This is a genomic window from Brevibacterium sp. LE-L (genome assembly GCF_050214925.1).
Lineage (GTDB): Bacteria > Actinomycetota > Actinomycetes > Actinomycetales > Brevibacteriaceae > Brevibacterium.
Genome location: NZ_CP189759.1, coordinates 2,174,009 through 2,190,143, shown reverse-complemented (window position 1 = coordinate 2,190,143; position 16,135 = coordinate 2,174,009). Strand labels below are relative to the sequence as shown.

Below are 16,135 nucleotides of genomic sequence, written 5' to 3'. Positions count from 1 at the left end.
CGGAGTTTCAATTTACACCGGGGGCGCAGGGATGGAAGAACGGAAAAAGGAACGAACTGCGAACCAATTCGTCTCAGTGCTCGGACGGACGGGGTGCGTTCTGGTCTCGTTTCGGGCCCGCTTCCCCGTGTGTTTCGGGGGCGGAGACGCCGCGGACGTCGGGCACGATCGAAATCGCCGAGGTGACTGCTCCGAAGAATCCGAAGCTGTGGCGGCCGCTGAGGTCGATGCCCGCTTCGTCGTCGGCGGCGTTGGTCCCCTCGGCTGCCGGGTTCGCTCCGGTGACGCCGTCAGCGGCGGCGTCGTCGTTCCTATCGGCTCTCGAGCGAGGCGCGGGGGTACGGTTCGACCGGTCAGCGAGGTCCGGGCCGGCGGCGTCTCCCGCTGCCCGATCCGAATGGGCCGACGGTGCAGCTGGCATCTGCTGGGGGTGTGTGAGAGGAGCAGACTGCCCGGCGTCGGCGATGTTGACCGCGTTGACCTCATAGGTGTGCTTGCCGCGGCGGTGTCTGCGCAGCAGAGTGCGCGACCCTCTGGTGTAGACGCCGGTCTCCTGAGTGCGGTGCCGCAGCCGGGAGACGATGAGCCAGACGAAGCCGACGAGCAGGGTCGCCGCAGCCGTCCAGACGGAGACGGGCAGGCCGAGCAGCAGCCGCGCGGTCTCTGCGGCGGGAGTGCCGATGCGCAGGGCTTCGAGCAGGATCCGACCGAGGCCGAACAGTACGAGGTAGAGCGCAAAAACCTGCCCGTAGCCGAGTCTCAGCCGTTTGGACACGACGATGAGGAGGATGCACGCGAGCAGGTTCCAGATCGATTCGACGACCACCGTGGACAGTTCGAGGCGTCCGTCGAACCATTCGCTGAAGGCGCCGGCGACATGGCCGAGGATGAGCCCGGGGGCGACGGAATCGAGCAGAGGCAGGAAGCGGATCCCTTGGAAGCGGGTGAGCACCCACACGGAGAGCAGCCCGAGGATCGTGGCACCCCAGAAGCTCAGCCCGCCGTCCCAGAGTTCGAGGAACTGCAGGGGCCGGTGGCCGGGACCGAAGTAGGTATCGGGTGCGGACAGCACATGGCCGATGCGTCCGCCGACGACGGCGGCGGGCACACCGATGACCGCGATCGCCCACAGATCGCCCTTGTGACCTCCGCGGGCACGCCACTGGATGCGCGTCATCCACAGTGCAAGTCCGAGTCCGAGGACGGTGAAGACGAGCCATGCCGTGGTGAAGCTCATGCACACCCTTCTGCGAGCTCGGCGGCGAGTCGGCCCAGTCCGGGCACGCCCTCGGAGTCGAGCGCGCGGACGAGGGCGGAGCCGACGATGACGCCGTCGGCGTATTCGGCGACTTCTGCGGCCTGATCGCGGTTCGACACGCCGAGTCCGACACAGACGCGTTCGGCGCCGGCTTCTTTGAGGCGAGCGACGAGATCGCGGGCGTGATTGTCGACTTCGGAGCGGACTCCGGTGACACCCATCGTGGACGCGGCGTAGACGAATCCGCGGCTGCCTGCCACGATGCGCGACAGTCGCTCGGGAGTCGAGGACGGGGCGGCGAGGAAGATCCGGTCGAGGTCGAACTCGCCGGAGGCCGCCAGCCAGTCGCCGGCCTCATCGGGGATGAGATCGGGGGTGATGATTCCGCCGCCGCCGGCTGCGTCGAGGTCGCGGGCGAAGTCGCGGACGCCGTATTGGAGGACGAGGTTCCAGTAGCTCATGACCACGGCGGTGCCACCGGCCTCGGCGATCGCCTCGACGGCGGTGAAGACGTCCTTCGTGCGCACGCCGGACTCCAGTGCCGTCTCGGCTGCGCGCTGGATGACGGGACCGTCCATTCCCGGGTCGGAGTACGGCATCCCGACCTCGACGATGTCGACGCCGTTGCGGACGAGTTCGACCATCGAGTCGATCGAGCCTTCGACGCTGGGGAAGCCGACGGGCAGGTAGGCGATGAGTGCGGCTTTGCGGCCGGACTCCTCGACGGAAGCAAGAGTCGTGCCTGTGCGTGGACCGGAGTGCGTCATACCTGCACCGCCCCTTCATCGATGTAGTCGAACCATTTCGCGGCCGTGGTCATGTCCTTGTCGCCGCGGCCGGAGAGATTGACGAGCAGGACCGCTTCCGGCCCGAGTTCCTCACCGACGCGCATCGCGCCGGCCAGAGCGTGAGCGGATTCGATCGCCGGGATGATGCCCTCGGTGCGTGAGAGCAGCCGCATGGCCTCCATTGCTTCGTCGTCGACGACCGGCTCGTAGGTCACGCGCCCGGTGTCGTGCAGATGTGAGTGTTCGGGTCCGACCGAGGGGTAATCGAGGCCCGCCGACACCGAGTGCGAAGCCTGGGTCTGGCCGTCGGAGTCCTGGAGGATGTAGGTCGCCGAACCGTGGAGGACGCCGGGTCGACCGCCGGAGAAGCGTGCGGCGTGATGACCGGTGTCGACGCCTTCGCCGCCGGCTTCGAAGCCGTAGATCTTCACATCGGCGTCGCCGAGGAACGCGGCGAAGAGCCCCATCGCGTTCGACCCGCCGCCCACGCAGGCGCACACGGCGTCGGGCAGACGCCCGGCCGCATCGACGATCTGGTCGCGGGCTTCGATGCCGATGACGTTCTGGAAGGAGCGGACCATCGCGGGAAACGGATGGGGACCCGCGACGGTGCCGATGACGTAGTGGGTCACGTCCACATTGGCCACCCAGTCGCGCATGGCCTCGTTCATCGCGTCTTTGAGCGTGCGGGTGCCGTTGGTCACGGCGTTGACCGTGGCTCCGAGCAGGCGCATGCGCGCGACATTGAGCGCCTGCCGCTGGGTGTCTTCCTCACCCATGTAGACCTCGCACTCCATATCGAGCAGGGCCGCAGCGGTCGCGGTCGCGACACCGTGCTGTCCGGCACCGGTTTCGGCGATGAGGCGGGTCTTGCCCATGCGCTTGGCCAGCAGGGCCTGAGCCAGGGCATTGTTGATCTTGTGGCTGCCCGTATGGTTGAGGTCCTCACGTTTGAGGAACACGCGGGCTCCTCCGCAGTGCTGAGCGAACCGCGTGGCCTCGGTCAGCAGCGAAGGACGGCCGATGTAGTTGCGCTGCAGGTCGAGGAGTTCGTCGGTGAAGGCCCGGTCGACTTGGGATTTGCGCCAGGTCTCTTCGATCTCATCAAGCGCCGGGATCAGCGCTTCGGGGATGAACCTGCCTCCGAACGCGCCGAAATACGGTCCGGTCTCCTCGCTCACATCGGTCATTGCGGTCCTTCTCGATCTCCTCGTGGTCGCGTCCGGATGAGGCCGAGCCTCGGCCGGACGCCGGCCGGATGGGTGCGGTGTTCGCCCATCGTCGGCCACCTCGAGCGGCCGACGCGGGCAGGGTTCAGGATGCGGACAGTTCGCGGCGTTCGCGGCCGATGGCAGCGTATTCCTCGACCGCGGCCTGCGGACGCCCCCCGGTGACGAGAGCTTCGCCGACGAGCACGACGTCGGCGCCGGCATCGGCGTACTTCGCGACCTCGCGACCGCCGGCGACACCGGATTCGGCGACGAGCGTGCAGCCGGCGGGAACGAATTCGGCCAGCGGGGCGAATCGATCCGTGTCGACGCTGAGATCCTTGAGGTTGCGGGTGTTGACGCCGATGAGATCGGCCCCGAGCTCGGCGGCGATCTCGAGTTCCTCGCGGTTGTGGGTCTCGACGAGGACGGTCATGCCCAGTTCGGTGGCCAGGGCGTGGAACTCGCGCAGCTGGGCCGGGTCGAGGGCGGCCACGATGAGCAGCACGAGGTCGGCTCCGTGGGCCCGGGCCTCATAGAACTGATATTCGTCGACCATGAAGTCCTTGCGCAGGACCGGGATGTCGACGGCAGCACGCACGGAGTCGAGGTCGGCGAGGCTGCCGTTGAATCTGCGGGATTCGGTGAGCACGCTGATGGCGTGGGCTCCCCCGGCAGCGTAGAGCCCGGCCAATGTGCCGGGGTCCGGGATGTGGGCGAGGTCGCCGCGCGAGGGCGATTTCCTCTTGACCTCGGCGATGACTCCGAAGTCTGCGTCGAGGTCGAAGCGACGGACGGGATCCGCCGCCTCGGCGCGCGCGATGATCTCGGTGCGCGGAACCTCGTTCCGGCGTGCCTGAAGATCTTCATGCACGCCGGCGACGATGTCGTTGAGGACCGTCATTTGCTCTTCGGCTTGTTGCCCAGACCGACGGCGCGCAGGATGAGCCCGACGATGATGCCGAGGGCGACGACGCCGATGGCGACGTAGGTGATCGTGGGGTTGTGGATGGTGAAGCCCACACAGCCGATGGTCACGCCGATGAGCATGATGACGACGCCGGTCCATCCCGCCACCGAGTTGCCGTGGCCGGGGTCGGCGATCGTTGCGTAGTCGATCGTGGACTTGTCGAGATCTGTGGCCTCGTTGCGGGCGAGGGACTGCGACATGGTGCTCCTTATTGTGACTGCGTGGCACGCGCGTGGAAACTTTCCTCCATTGTGTCACGCTTCTTCTGCGGACCGGGCACCGACCCGGTCACAAGGTCATTTCGAATCCGGGTCGTCCTCGACGTCCTCGCCTCGGGAGAGGGCGTCCCAGGTGGCGGCCGAGTCGAATTCTTCGCCGTCGGCTTCGGCGGTGCGGGCGTAGCGGTTCGAGTTCGTCCACCGCGCCGAGGCGGTCGCCACCCAGATGATGCCGATGATGCCGATGCCTGCTGCCACGGCGGCGATGATCGGCCAGGAGGTCGCCCCCGGTCTGGAAGCGGCGCTGAGTGCGGTGATTCCGTAGCCGATTCCGGCAACCGCGGCGAGCCCGAGGACGACGAAGCGCCCGAGGCGACCGAGCATCGCTGCGAGGAGACCGCAGACGGCGATGATCGCCACACAGGCGGTGGCTACGGGCGAGGCCTGCGCACTCGAGTCATCGGTGGCCGTGGCCACACCGGCCGGGCCGAGAGTGTCTCCCCCGACTCCGGCCTGCCAGGCCGAGATCGTCAACGCCCACAGGGCGGCGGCGATGACGAGGACGATGAGGACTCCGCGTGACTTCGACAACTTGGGATCACTCCTGGCTTTCGGCCGTGCCGGACCCGGCGTTCGCTGTCGCAGACAGCGCGTTCGCAGCGGCGGCGGCACGCAGCACGGCTGCGGCTTTGTTCTCGGATTCCTGATATTCGGTTTCGGGCACAGAGTCGGCGACGATTCCGCCGCCGGCGTAGACGCTCATCGTGCCGTCGCGCAGGACTCCGGTGCGGATGGCGATGGCGAGATCGAGGTCACCGGTGAAGGACATATAGCCGACGACGCCGCCGTAGATGCCGCGCCCGACGGGTTCGAGTTCGTCGATGATCTGCAGGGCACGCGGCTTCGGCGCACCCGAGAGAGTGCCGGCGGGGAAAGTCGCGCGCAGCACGTCCACGGCGGTCGTGTCCGGCTGGAGTTCGCCGCGCACGGTCGAGGAGATGTGCATGATGTGGCTGTAGCGGACGATGTCCATGAAGTCGCTGACGTCGATGGTCCCGGCCCGGCACACCTTCGCCAGGTCGTTGCGTGCGAGGTCGACGAGCATGAGGTGCTCGGCGCGTTCCTTCTCATCGGCCAGCAGCTCACGGGCCAGACCGTCGTCGGCTTCGGGCGTCGCCCCGCGGGGACGCGAACCGGCGATCGGATGGGTGACGACCTCGCCGGAACGGACGGTGACGAGGGCTTCGGGTGAGGAGCCGATGATGCTCACCGGGGCTCCCGCGTCGTCGTGGAGGTTGAGCAGGTACATGAACGGGCTCGGGTTCGAGTGCCGCAGCATCCGGTACACGCTCAGCGGATCGGCCGCACACGGCGTATCGAAGCGCTGTCCGACGACGACCTGGAAGATCTCCCCCTCGACGATCTTCCGCTTCGCCTGTTCCACTCCGTCGAGGTAGACCTGCCGGGGGGTGCGCAGGGTCACCTCGGGGTCGGGCCTGCGGACGTCGATGATGTCGGCCGGGCTGGGGGCGCGGAGGCGGTCGAGCATCGATTCGATCCGCTCGACTCCGCTCGCGTGCGCCTCGTCGATGCCGGTGTCGGCGCCGTTGACGTTGAAGACGTTGGCTACGAGGGTGACCATGCCCGAATAGTGGTCGTAGACGGCGATGTCGCCCGGGATCATCAGCTGCACGGTCGGCAGGTGGTGTTCGTTGGGGCGCGGGGGTCCGAGACGTTCGAAGCGGCGGATGATGTCCCAGCCGAAGTAGCCGACGAAGCTCGAGACCATCGGCGGCAGGTCCGACTCCCCGGCATCGACGTCGAGCAGTTCGAGAGCGGCGGTGACCGCCTCGAGCACATCGCCGTCGGTGGGGATGCCCACCGGCGGGGTGCCGGTCCAGCGGAAGCCGTCCTCGGTGGACAGGAGCGTGGCCACGGGCGCCGATCCGATGAAGGAGTAGCGGGCCCAGGAGCCTGCGACGGCGGATTCGAACAGGAAGCTGCCGGGACCACCGTCGGTGAGTTTGCGATAGAGGCTCAACGGGGTTTCGGAGTCGGCGAGCACCTGCGTGTGCACGGGCACGAGCCGGTGTTCGGCTCCCAGGGAGCGGAACTCCTCGAGGCTGGGGCGGATCGGCAGCTGCTGCGGATCCGGCATGCGGTCGCTCGACACGTGTTCAGTCGGCACTGATCGTCCTTCCGGTGAAGCAGGTCGGTGTGTTCGTGTGACAGGCGGGTCCGGTCTGGTCGACGAGGAGGAGCAGGGCATCGGCGTCGCAGTCGAGGCTGAGTGAGCGCACATGCTGCACATGTCCGGAGGTCTCCCCCTTCACCCAGTACTCCCGGCGGGACCGTGACCAGTAGGTGGCGCGCCCGGTCGCCAATGTGCGCGAGACGGCCTCGACGTCCATCCAGGCGAGCATGAGCACCTCCCGGCTCGTGGCCTCCTGGACGATGACGGGCACGAGACCGGCGGAGTCCGGGCGGATGAGTTCGCGCCAGTTCTCCGGGGTGGCGTCGATGTCCCTGCTCATCGGACCTCGATCCCCTCTGCCCGCAGCGCGTCCTTGACCTCGGCAATGCTCAGGGTCCCGAAGTGGAAGACGCTGGCGGCCAGCAGCGCATCGGCTCCGGCGGCCACGGCCGGGGCGAAGTGTTCGACCCGACCGGCCCCGCCGGAGGCGATGAGCGGCACATCGACGGCCGCTCGGGCGGCGGCGATGAGTTCGAGGTCGAAGCCCTCCCGGGTGCCGTCGGCATCGATGGAGTTGAGCAGGATCTCACCGACCCCGCGTTCGGCGGCCTCACGGATCCAGTCGATCGCGCAGCGGCCGGTGCCTTCACGGCCGCCGCGGGTGGTGACTTCGAAGCCCGAGGCCGTGCTCGTTCCCTGCGTGCGGCGGGCGTCGAGGGAGAGCACGAGGACCTGGTTGCCGAAGTGCCGTGAGATCTCACTGATGAGTTCCGGGTGCGCGACGGCCGAGGTGTTGACAGAGACTTTGTCGGCACCGTCGCGCAGGAGCCGGTCGACGTCATGGACGCTGCGCACTCCCCCGCCGACGGTGAGCGGGATGAAGACCTCTTCGGCGCAGGCGCGCACGACGTCGTGGACGGTCTCGCGGTCGCCGCTGCTGGCCGTGACGTCGAGGAAGGTGAGTTCGTCGGCCCCGGAGATCCCATAGCGTTTGGCCAGCTCCACGGGGTCCCCGGCATCCTTGAGGTCGGCGAACTTCACGCCCTTGACGACGCGACCGCCGTCGACGTCCAGACAGGGGATGACTCTGACAGCTACCACGCAGACCTCCTAGATTCCCAGGCCCCGATAGCGATCCATCCTGCGGGCCAGTCGGCGGCCCGATGGTTCGCGCATGAGCGAGATGAGTTCGAATTCGAGTGTCGCACCGACCCGAGAGACGAAGTCGAGCGGTTCGTCGCTGGCATCGGGATGCTCGGCGATGATCCGGTCGACGACACCGGTGGCTTGGAGCATGGGCGCGTGCACACCCTGGCTCTGCGCCATCTCTGCGGCTCTCTCCGTCGTCCGATGCACGATCGCCGAGGCGCCCTCGGGCGGCAGGGGTGAGAGCCACCCGTGCTCGGCGCTGAGCACCCGGTCGGTCGGGATCAGCGCGAGTGCTCCGCCCCCGGATCCCTCACCGAGGATGAGCGATACCGAGGGGGCATCGAGGTTGGCGAGGTCAGCGAGGCTGCGGGCGATCTCGCCGGCGATGCCGCCCTCTTCGGCGTCCTTCGACAGGGCCGCGCCCGGGGTGTCGATGACCGTCACGAGCGGCAGGTGCAGCTCTGCGGCCAGACGCATTCCACGGCGGGCCTCACGCAGCGCGGCCGGTCCCAGAGGGGCCCGGGAATCCTGCCGGAACCGGTCCTGTCCGAGCACGATGCACGGGGCGGAGCCGAACTTCGCCAGCGCCAGCAGCAGTCCCGGGTCCTTCTCGCCTTCGCCGGTGCCGTTGAGCGGCAGCACGGTGTTCGCGGCGGTACGCAGCAGGTCGCGGACACCGGGGCGTTCGGGACGGCGGGAACTCGTGATCGCCGCCCAGGCGTCGGAGTTCGGGTCGACCGTCGCCGGTGCGGTGTCCGGGTCGGCCACACGGGCCGGGATCTCCTTGGCTCCCATGAGCACGTCGAGGACTCGGGAGACCGTGCCGGCGATGCGTTCGGGACCGATGACTGCGTCGACGATGCCCATCTTGTGGAGGTTCTCACCCGTCTGCACGTTGTCCGGGAACTTCTCCCCGTAGATGGCTTCGAACACGCGGGGGCCGAGGAAGCCGATGAGTGAACCGGGTTCGGCCACCGTCACGTGGCCCAGCGAACCCCAGGAGGCGAAGACTCCGCCGGTGGTCGGGTGGCGCAGGTAGACGAGGTAGGGCAGACCGGCCCTGCGGTGAGCGACCACGGCGTTCGTGATCTTCACCATCGACAGGAACGCGATGGTGCCTTCCTGCATCCGCGTCCCACCGGAGGCCGGTCCTGCCAGCAGCGGCAGCCCTTCGAGGGTGGCGCGTTCGATGGCGTCGACGAGGCGCTCGGCGGCGGCCACGCCGATCGATCCGGCGAGGAAGCGGAACTCTCCGGCGATGACGGCGACCCGTCTGCCCTCGATGGTGCCCTCACCGGTGATGATCGCTTCGTCGACTCCGGACTTCTCGGCCGCGGCAGCGAGCTCGGCGGCGTACTCCTCGGAGACCCCGCCGGCCGGGCTGATCGGGGTGGTGTCCCAAGAGCGGAAGGATCCCTCGTCGAGGACGATGTCGACGAGTTCGTGTGCGTTCAATCGTGGCATTCGCGCACCCCTCAGTTTCCGCCGGCGAGCCACGCCGCGATCGACTCGGCGTCTTCGTCCAACAGCGGCGGAGCATCGTGGGCGGTGCGGGTCGTCTCGACCTCGCTGGAACCCTCGGCGTCGAAGAAGCGCAGCGGCGGTCCGGGCAGATCGATGTCGCCGAGCACCGGGTGATCGACGGAGACCTTGAGACCCTGGCTCAGTGCCTGATCCCACTGGTAGACCTCGGGCAGGGTGCGCACGGTGCCCGAGGGGATTCCCGCCTCGGTGAGCTTCGCCAGCAGATCTTCGGCGTCGAAGGCTGAGAACCGGTCTTCGATGAGCTCGATGAGTGCGGGACGGTTGGCCACGCGGGAGGCGTTGTCGGCCAGCCCCTCGGTGGCGGGGTCGATGTCGAAGGCCGCGCAGAACTTCTGCCACAGGTTCTCGTTGCCCACGGAGATCTGCACTGCACCGTCACGGCAGGTGAACAGTCCGTACGGAGAGAGTGAGGGATGGTGGTTGCCGCCGGGCTGCGGTTCCTGTCCGGCCACCGTCGCCCGGGTGCCCTGGAAGGCGTGGACGCCGACCATGCCGGCGATGAGCGAGGTGCGCACCACCTTGCCCTTGCCGGTGCGTTCGCGTTCCAGAAGTGCCGCGAGCACGCCGTAGGAGCCGTAGATTCCGGCGAGCAGGTCGGCGATCGGCACGCCCACCCGCTGCATGTCGTCGGATCCTGAGCCGGTCAGCGACATGAGGCCGGCCTCGCCCTGGGCGATCTGGTCGTAGCCGGCGCGGGAGGCTTCGGGGCCGTCGTGGCCGAACCCGGTGATCGAGAGGATGACCAAGCGCGGGTTGATCTCCATGCACCGGGCGGTGGAGAATCCGAGCCGGTCGAGGACGCCGGAGCGGAAGTTCTCGATGAGCACGTCAGCGCGGGCGATGAGCCCGGTGAGAGTGTCCTTGCCCGTTTCGGATTTGAGGTCGAGGGCGATCGACTCCTTGTTGCGGTTGCAGGAGAAGAAGTAGGTGGCCTGCGGGTTGTCCTCGGGCCCGACGAAAGGAGGCCCCCAGGAGCGGGAGTCGTCTCCCCTTCCCGGGTTCTCGACCTTGATGACCCGCGCACCGAGGTCGCCGAACATCATTCCGGCATGCGGTCCTGCCAGGGCGCGCGAGAGATCGACGACGGTATAGCCGGTCAGCGGCCCCGTCGCGGTCTCCGGTGTCTCATTCGCCATTCCTATTCCTCCTTGAAGTGGGTGCTTCTGCTGATGAGCATACGCAATCGTGCGACCTCCGCATGGGCGCGGGGTCCATCGGCATGCTGGATCGCCATCACCGCGCAGGTGGTGCCGTCGCTGAGATCGAGCAGCGGCCAGGGGTCGTCGCCTTCGGGTGAGAACGCCACCCCGAGGATCTGTCCCCAGTCGAAGCGGTGGGTGCGCACCATGTTCTTGACCACGAGCCCCTTCTCGGTGGGGCGGGCCTGGATGTCCGCGATGCGCAGCAGGGCGAGGCCGAAGAGGACGCCGAGCAGGTTCATCCACACCATGTCGAGCACGGTCCAGGGCTCCCAGTCCACGACGAGCAGCGCCACGGACAGGATCAGGAATCCGAGCGTGACGGCGATGGCGCCGACGATGCCGATGATGCGCACCTGTCGGGGCCGGAAGACGGCCAGATCAGATTCGGCAGGCGCCAATGTTCGTCACCAGAATCGCGCGGGCACCGACACCGTAGAGTCGGTCCATCACGTTGTTGACTTCCTTCGCCTCGACCATGACGCGCACGGCGACCCATCCGGTCTCCTGCAGCGGTGAGACGGTCGGGGATTCGAGACCGGGGGTCAGCGAGATCGCCTCGGGCACGAGACGCTGTTCGATGTTGTAGTCGACGAGCACGTACTGGCGGGCGACCATGACGGATTCGAGGCGGCGTTTGAGCACCCCGATGCGGTCTTCGGCCCCGGCACGCTGGATGAGCACGCCTTCGGATTCGAGCAGCGGCTCGCCGAAGGTCTCGAGCCCGGCAGCACGCAGCGTCGAGCCGGTTTCGACGACATCGGCGACGGCGTCGGCGACGCCGAGCTGGATCGAGACTTCGATCGCGCCGTCGAGCTGCACGGTCGTCGCGTCGATGCCGCGCTCGGCCAGGTCGGCGGAGACGAGGTTCGGGAAGCTCGTGGCGATGCGTGCCCCTCGCAGCTCCTCCGGGGAGGTGAAGCTGCCGACGGCGCCGGCGTAGAAGAAGCGGGAGGCACCGAACCCGAGGCCGAGCACTTCCTGGGCCTCGGCCTTCGATTCCAGCAGCAGGTCACGGCCGGTGATGCCGGCGTCGAGGATGCCGGAGCCGACGTAGACGGCGATGTCGCGTGGACGCAGGTAGAAGAGTTCGACCCCGTTGACTTCATCTTGATGGACCAGCGTCTTGGTTCCGCGTCGAGTGGAGTATCCGGCCTCGCTGAGCATTTCGGAGGCGGCTTCGGACAGTGCGCCCTTGTTGGGCACGGCTACACGCAGCATGGGGTCCCTTTGGAGTTCGATGTGGTCGGAGTGGAGTTCGCAGGAGCGTCTCAGAGGTGGGCGTTGACGTCGTCGAGGGTGAGTCCCTTGGCGATCATCATCACCTGCACGTGGTAGAGCAGCTGCGAGATCTCCTCGGCGAGCTCGTCCTCGGATTCGTATTCGGCGGCCATCCACACCTCGGCGGCCTCTTCCACGACCTTCTTGCCGATCGCATGGACTCCGGCGTCGAGTTCGGCCACGGTCCTCGAATCGGCTGGACGATCGTGGGATTTCTGCAGGAGTTCGGCGTAGAGAGAATCAAAGGTCTTCACCCGTCCAGCCTAATGCATCGTCTCGGGGTGAAGCATGCGGGGTCTCACGTTGCGAACCGCACCGGCGGGCGCTGCCGGCGATGTCCTGGCTGCGGGCCCAAGCAGGCGCTGTCTGCGAAGACCAGCCTGCGGGCGCCTGCACACCGTCGCAGCGAACTCCCGATCGCAGTTCAGGCTTCGGGGTCGCGGCCGATGTCGGTGGCCGAGCGGTGCGGTGCCGAGATCGTCTGCCTCGAGCGTTTCGACCAGTCGATGAGGCCGAGGATGACCATGATGAGGAAGACGAGGTAGACGGCTCCGGAGAACACGAGCCCTCCGGCCACTGCCAAGGGGATGCCCACAAGGTCGACGGCCAGCCACACGAACCAGAACTCGACGATCGCCCGCCCCTGTGCGTACATCGCGACGACCGAGCCGATGAAGATGTAGGCGTCGGGGTACGGATTCCATGACCAACCGCCCTGAGCGAGCACCCAGCCGAAGACACCGGTGCCGATGAGCAGGCCGGCCACGAGCAGTCCGCGCTCCTTCCAGCTTGCCCACCTGACAATGACCTCGCCGGAGGCCTCTTTCGACTTCTTCCATTGCGTCCAGCCCCAGACGGCGGCGACGATGATGACGACCTGCCGGGAGGCGTTGCCTCCGAGTCCGGCGGAGATGCTCGCGGAGAACAGCAGGATCGACCCGAGGATCTGCACCGGCCAGGACAGGATGTTGCGTCGCAGAGCGAGCACGACCGTGGCCAGTGCGCAGATGTTGCCGAACAGGTCGGAGTAGGGCACGGGCTTGCCCAGCAACTCGAATGCGGGGGTGTTCAACCAGTCGAACAGATCCATCGGCGGCTCTCCTGAGAGGGTGGGCCCGGGGTGGGCGGCCCGGTGCGGTCAGTGGGTGTGGGCTTCGGCCAGGGTGCGCAGTTCGCTGATCGCCGCGGCGGCGTCCTCGGCTCCGTAGACGGCGGAACCGGCGACGAGGACGTCGGCGCCGGCGTCGACGACACGGTCGATCGTCGACGCGGACACTCCCCCATCGACCTGCAGACGGATCTCCAGGCCGGAGGCCGAGATCGCCTGCCGGGTGCGGCGGATCTTCGGCAGGCAGACGTCGAGGAACTTCTGTCCGCCGAATCCGGGTTCGACGGTCATGATGAGGATCTGGTCGAACTCGCCGAGGAGGTCGATGAACGGTTCGATCGGGGTCGCCGGTTTGAGCGCGAGGCTCGCTTTGGCACCGAGCTTGCGCAGCTCACGGGCCAGGCGCACGGGTGCGGCGGCCGCCTCGGCGTGGAAGGTCACCGAGGCACAGCCGATCTCCGCGTACACGGGAGCGTTGCGGTCGGCATCGGCGATCATCAGGTGGGCGTCGAGCGGGATCGGGGAGATCGCGCGGATGCGTTCGACGACGGGCGGGCCGAAGGTGAGGTTCGGCACGAAATGGTTGTCCATCACGTCGATATGGGCCATGTCCGCGGTGCTGATCTTGTCGAGCTCACCGCGCAGGTCGGAGAAGTCCGAGGACAGGATGCTCGGGTTGATGTCGATTGCCATGGGTCATTTCGCCTTTCGCAGGAGAGCGAGGAACATTCCATCGGTGTTGTGCACATGGGGCCACAGCTGAGCGCAGCGGCCCTCACCTCGGGAGACCGAAGCGAACGACTGCGCCTGTGTGCCGGTGATCGCCTCGAGCACGGACGGAGCATCGAGGAACTCGACGTCGTCGGTGCCGGACTTCGCTCGTCGGCGCAGGACCTCGTCGACGATGAGCACGGTTTCGGCGAAGTGCGGTGAGCACGTCGAATACGCCACCACACCCCCGGGCGCGCAGGCGTCGAGGGCGGCGCCGAGCAGCTCGGACTGCAGACCGGACAGGGCGGTGATGTCCGAGGGCTGTCTGCGATAGCGGGCTTCGGGCCGCCGGCGCAGGGCGCCGAGACCGGAGCAGGGCACGTCGACGAGCACTTTGGAGTAGGGTCCGCGCACCCGGCGGCCGTCGCGGACTTCGACGCTGACGTTGTCGAGGGCCTGAGTCGAGTCCCGGACGAGTTCGGCGCGGTGGTCGCTGGAGTCGAAGGCTTCGAGCCGGACCGATTCTGCGGCGGCCGCGGCACCGAGGACCGCGGCCTTGCCTCCGGGCCCGGCACACAGGTCGGCCCAGGGACCCGCAGGAGCATCGACCTCGGCCAGGGCGAGAGCGACGAGGGCCGATCCTTCGTCCTGGACGCGCGCCCGTCCATCGGCCACGGCCCGGACATCGCGGGGCACAGCGGTGTCCATGGTCACGCCGATCGGTGACAGCTCGGTCGCGTCGCCGGGCAGCTCGCAGCGGTCGATGAGTCCGGGCAGAGCGCTGAGTCCGACCCTGGCGGGAGCGTTGTCGGCGATGAGCAGAGCTTCGAGCTCGTCGGCATCGCATTCGTGGCCTTTGAGTGCTTGGGTCAGTGCCCGCACGATCCATTCGGGGTGGGAGTGTTCGATCGCCAGTCGTGTGGTCTCGGAGACGTTCGCGGTGACCCGCGCGAGCCATTCGTCGTGATCGGCTTCGGAGATGCGGCGCAGCACCGCATTGACGAATCCCGCGGTCTTGGCCGCCGAGCGCTTGACGACGGCGACGGTCTCGGACAGGGCCGCATGGTCGGGGACTCGCATCGACAGCAGCTGGTGGGCGCCCAGACGCATCGCGGCCAGGGGTTCGGGGTCGATCTCGTCGATGGCGCGGGAGGCGGCGATCGTGATGACCGCGTCGTAGAACTTCTGCCGCCGCAGCGCCCCGTAGGTCAGTTCGGTGGTGAAGGCGGCGTCCTGGGCGTTGAGATGGGTGCGGGCGAGTTTCGCGGGCAGGAGCAGGTTCGCATAGGCGTCCTTCGTCGCGACGTCGAGCAGGACCTCCCAGGCGATCCGCCGCGGCAGGTTCTTGCCGATGCGTTCGTCCTGCGGCGCTTCGCGGCCCGGGCGGCCCCGGTCGCCTCTGCGATTGCCGCCTCGGCGGTCGCTTCCGCGGCCCCGGTCGTCGCTGCGGCGGTTGCCGCCTCGGCGGTCGCTTCCGCGGCCCCGGTCGTTGCCTCGACGTCCGCCCGGGACGCCGCTGTTGCCTGAAGTCTCGGCCATGGCTCTTATGCTTCCTGCTCGGTGTGCGGATCGAAGGTGATGTCACCGTGACCGCGCAGGAAGTCACCGGCGTCCATGCGGGGCTTGCCGAAGGGTTGGATCCCGGCGACCGTGACCCAGCCGTCCCCGCAGCGCAGAATCGGGGTCCTGTTCCAACTCGTCAGGGTTCCGACCGGTGCGGCTGCCATGGCCTCCTCGGTGGTTTCCGGGGCGAGGGCGAGGCCGAAGAGCTTGGTGCGTTTGCCGTTCAGTTCCACCCAGGGGCCCGGTGCCGGGCTGGTGCCGCGGGCCCGATCGACGACACGGTCGGCGGGAGCCCGCAGGTCGAGGTGGGCGTCGGCGACGGTGATCTTCTCTGCACAGCTGGCCGCACCGGTCTGCGGAGTCTCCACTGCGGTGCCGGCGGCCAGGCTGTCGAAGGCGGTGACGAGTTCGACCGCTCCGCGGCGGGCGTAGTCGTCGAGGGCCGCTGCGACATCCGGGTGGTCGAGGTCGAGTTCGAGGCGGCGGAGCACGGGCCCGGTGTCCATGCCTTCGTCGATCCGGAAGACGCTGACTCCGCTGCGAGCCGCACCGTCGATGAGGGCCCGCTGCACCGGGGCCGCCCCGCGGTAGGCAGGCAGCAGGGAGAAGTGGAGGTTGTACCAGCCGAGCCGGGCCGTGCTCAGAGCAGCAGGTCCGGCGATGGCGCCGAAGGCCACCACGGCGACGGCGTCGACCTCGAGGGCGCGCAAATCGGAGATGACCTCTCCGCGCAGCCTGTCGGCCTCGATGACGGTGAGTCCGAGTTCGAGCGCCCGGGTCTTCACCGGTGACGGGGTGAGCACCCGCTTGCGCCCGACCGGGGCATCGGGTCGGGTGAGCACCGCACGGATGCGGTGCTCGGATTCGGCGAGGGCCTCGAGGGCGGGAACTGCGACATCCGGGGTTCCGGCGAAGACGATATCCACGCCTCGGATTCTACTGC

The 16,135-nt window shown here is 68.0% G+C and carries 18 protein-coding genes; all 18 read right to left on the bottom strand.

The window, feature by feature from the left end; all coding sequences use genetic code 11:
- Positions 1-73: 73 nt before the first annotated feature.
- The 18 genes from ACQE2J_RS09755 to ACQE2J_RS09670 all read right to left on the bottom strand — a co-directional run bounded on the left by ACQE2J_RS09755 (position 74) and on the right by ACQE2J_RS09670 (position 16,118).
- Positions 74-1,237: a prolipoprotein diacylglyceryl transferase gene (locus ACQE2J_RS09755; RefSeq protein ID WP_135541039.1), complete on the bottom strand. Its 1,164-nt coding sequence runs from the start codon at positions 1,235-1,237 to the stop codon at positions 74-76.
- The gene (gene trpA / locus ACQE2J_RS09750; RefSeq protein ID WP_135541041.1) at positions 1,234-2,025 is read right to left on the bottom strand and encodes a tryptophan synthase subunit alpha; all 792 of its coding nucleotides are present in this window, start codon (positions 2,023-2,025) and stop codon (positions 1,234-1,236) included. Before trpA ends, ACQE2J_RS09755 begins: the two co-directional genes overlap by 4 nt.
- Positions 2,022-3,236 (bottom strand): tryptophan synthase subunit beta, encoded by a 1,215-nt coding sequence (trpB, locus tag ACQE2J_RS09745; protein WP_135541043.1) that lies wholly within the window; start codon positions 3,234-3,236, stop codon positions 2,022-2,024. The genes trpA and trpB overlap by 4 nt, the downstream gene beginning before the upstream one ends.
- Positions 3,237-3,360: 124 nt before the next feature.
- Entirely contained in the window at positions 3,361-4,158 is a 798-nt protein-coding gene (gene trpC, locus ACQE2J_RS09740; RefSeq protein ID WP_135541045.1) for an indole-3-glycerol phosphate synthase TrpC, read from the bottom strand.
- A complete protein-coding gene (locus ACQE2J_RS09735) occupies positions 4,155-4,424 on the bottom strand; it encodes an HGxxPAAW family protein (protein WP_135541047.1) in 270 nt (89 codons plus the stop codon). Before ACQE2J_RS09735 ends, trpC begins: the two co-directional genes overlap by 4 nt.
- 96 nt (positions 4,425-4,520) lie before the next feature.
- Entirely contained in the window at positions 4,521-5,033 is a 513-nt protein-coding gene (locus ACQE2J_RS09730) for a Trp biosynthesis-associated membrane protein (protein ID WP_135541049.1), read from the bottom strand.
- Positions 5,034-5,040: 7 nt separating this feature from the next.
- Positions 5,041-6,600 (bottom strand): anthranilate synthase component I, encoded by a 1,560-nt coding sequence (gene trpE / locus ACQE2J_RS09725; RefSeq protein ID WP_135541136.1) that lies wholly within the window; start codon positions 6,598-6,600, stop codon positions 5,041-5,043.
- 19 nt (positions 6,601-6,619) lie between these two features.
- Positions 6,620-6,976, bottom strand: a complete 357-nt coding sequence (hisI, locus tag ACQE2J_RS09720) for a phosphoribosyl-AMP cyclohydrolase (protein ID WP_135541051.1) — start codon at positions 6,974-6,976, stop codon at positions 6,620-6,622.
- Positions 6,973-7,737 carry an imidazole glycerol phosphate synthase subunit HisF gene (gene hisF / locus ACQE2J_RS09715; RefSeq protein ID WP_135541053.1) on the bottom strand — a complete coding sequence of 255 codons (765 nt, stop codon included), beginning with the start codon at positions 7,735-7,737 and terminating at the stop codon, positions 6,973-6,975. The genes hisI and hisF overlap by 4 nt, the downstream gene beginning before the upstream one ends.
- A 9-nt stretch (positions 7,738-7,746) precedes the next feature.
- Entirely contained in the window at positions 7,747-9,249 is a 1,503-nt protein-coding gene (locus ACQE2J_RS09710) for a carboxyl transferase domain-containing protein (protein ID WP_135541055.1), read from the bottom strand.
- A gap of 11 nt (positions 9,250-9,260) precedes the next feature.
- Positions 9,261-10,466, bottom strand: a complete 1,206-nt coding sequence (locus ACQE2J_RS09705; protein WP_135541057.1) for a CaiB/BaiF CoA transferase family protein — start codon at positions 10,464-10,466, stop codon at positions 9,261-9,263.
- A gap of 2 nt (positions 10,467-10,468) precedes the next feature.
- Positions 10,469-10,930 carry a PH domain-containing protein gene (locus tag ACQE2J_RS09700; RefSeq protein WP_135541059.1) on the bottom strand — a complete coding sequence of 154 codons (462 nt, stop codon included), beginning with the start codon at positions 10,928-10,930 and terminating at the stop codon, positions 10,469-10,471.
- Entirely contained in the window at positions 10,911-11,750 is an 840-nt protein-coding gene (gene hisG / locus ACQE2J_RS09695) for an ATP phosphoribosyltransferase (RefSeq protein ID WP_135541060.1), read from the bottom strand. Before hisG ends, ACQE2J_RS09700 begins: the two co-directional genes overlap by 20 nt.
- A gap of 50 nt (positions 11,751-11,800) precedes the next feature.
- Positions 11,801-12,064 (bottom strand): phosphoribosyl-ATP diphosphatase, encoded by a 264-nt coding sequence (locus ACQE2J_RS09690; protein ID WP_425119361.1) that lies wholly within the window; start codon positions 12,062-12,064, stop codon positions 11,801-11,803.
- 170 nt (positions 12,065-12,234) lie between these two features.
- On the bottom strand, positions 12,235-12,900 hold the full coding sequence (locus ACQE2J_RS09685) for a nicotinamide mononucleotide transporter family protein (RefSeq protein WP_135541064.1): 666 nt from the start codon (positions 12,898-12,900) through the stop codon (positions 12,235-12,237).
- A 48-nt stretch (positions 12,901-12,948) separates the two neighbouring features.
- Positions 12,949-13,611 carry a ribulose-phosphate 3-epimerase gene (gene rpe / locus ACQE2J_RS09680; RefSeq protein WP_425119360.1) on the bottom strand — a complete coding sequence of 221 codons (663 nt, stop codon included), beginning with the start codon at positions 13,609-13,611 and terminating at the stop codon, positions 12,949-12,951.
- Between the two features lie 3 nt (positions 13,612-13,614).
- Positions 13,615-15,168: an RsmB/NOP family class I SAM-dependent RNA methyltransferase gene (locus ACQE2J_RS09675; RefSeq protein ID WP_135541068.1), complete on the bottom strand. Its 1,554-nt coding sequence runs from the start codon at positions 15,166-15,168 to the stop codon at positions 13,615-13,617.
- A gap of 5 nt (positions 15,169-15,173) precedes the next feature.
- Positions 15,174-16,118, bottom strand: coding sequence for a methionyl-tRNA formyltransferase (locus ACQE2J_RS09670; protein ID WP_135541069.1), 945 nt, complete (start codon positions 16,116-16,118; stop codon positions 15,174-15,176).
- Between the last annotated feature and the right edge of the window lie 17 nt (positions 16,119-16,135).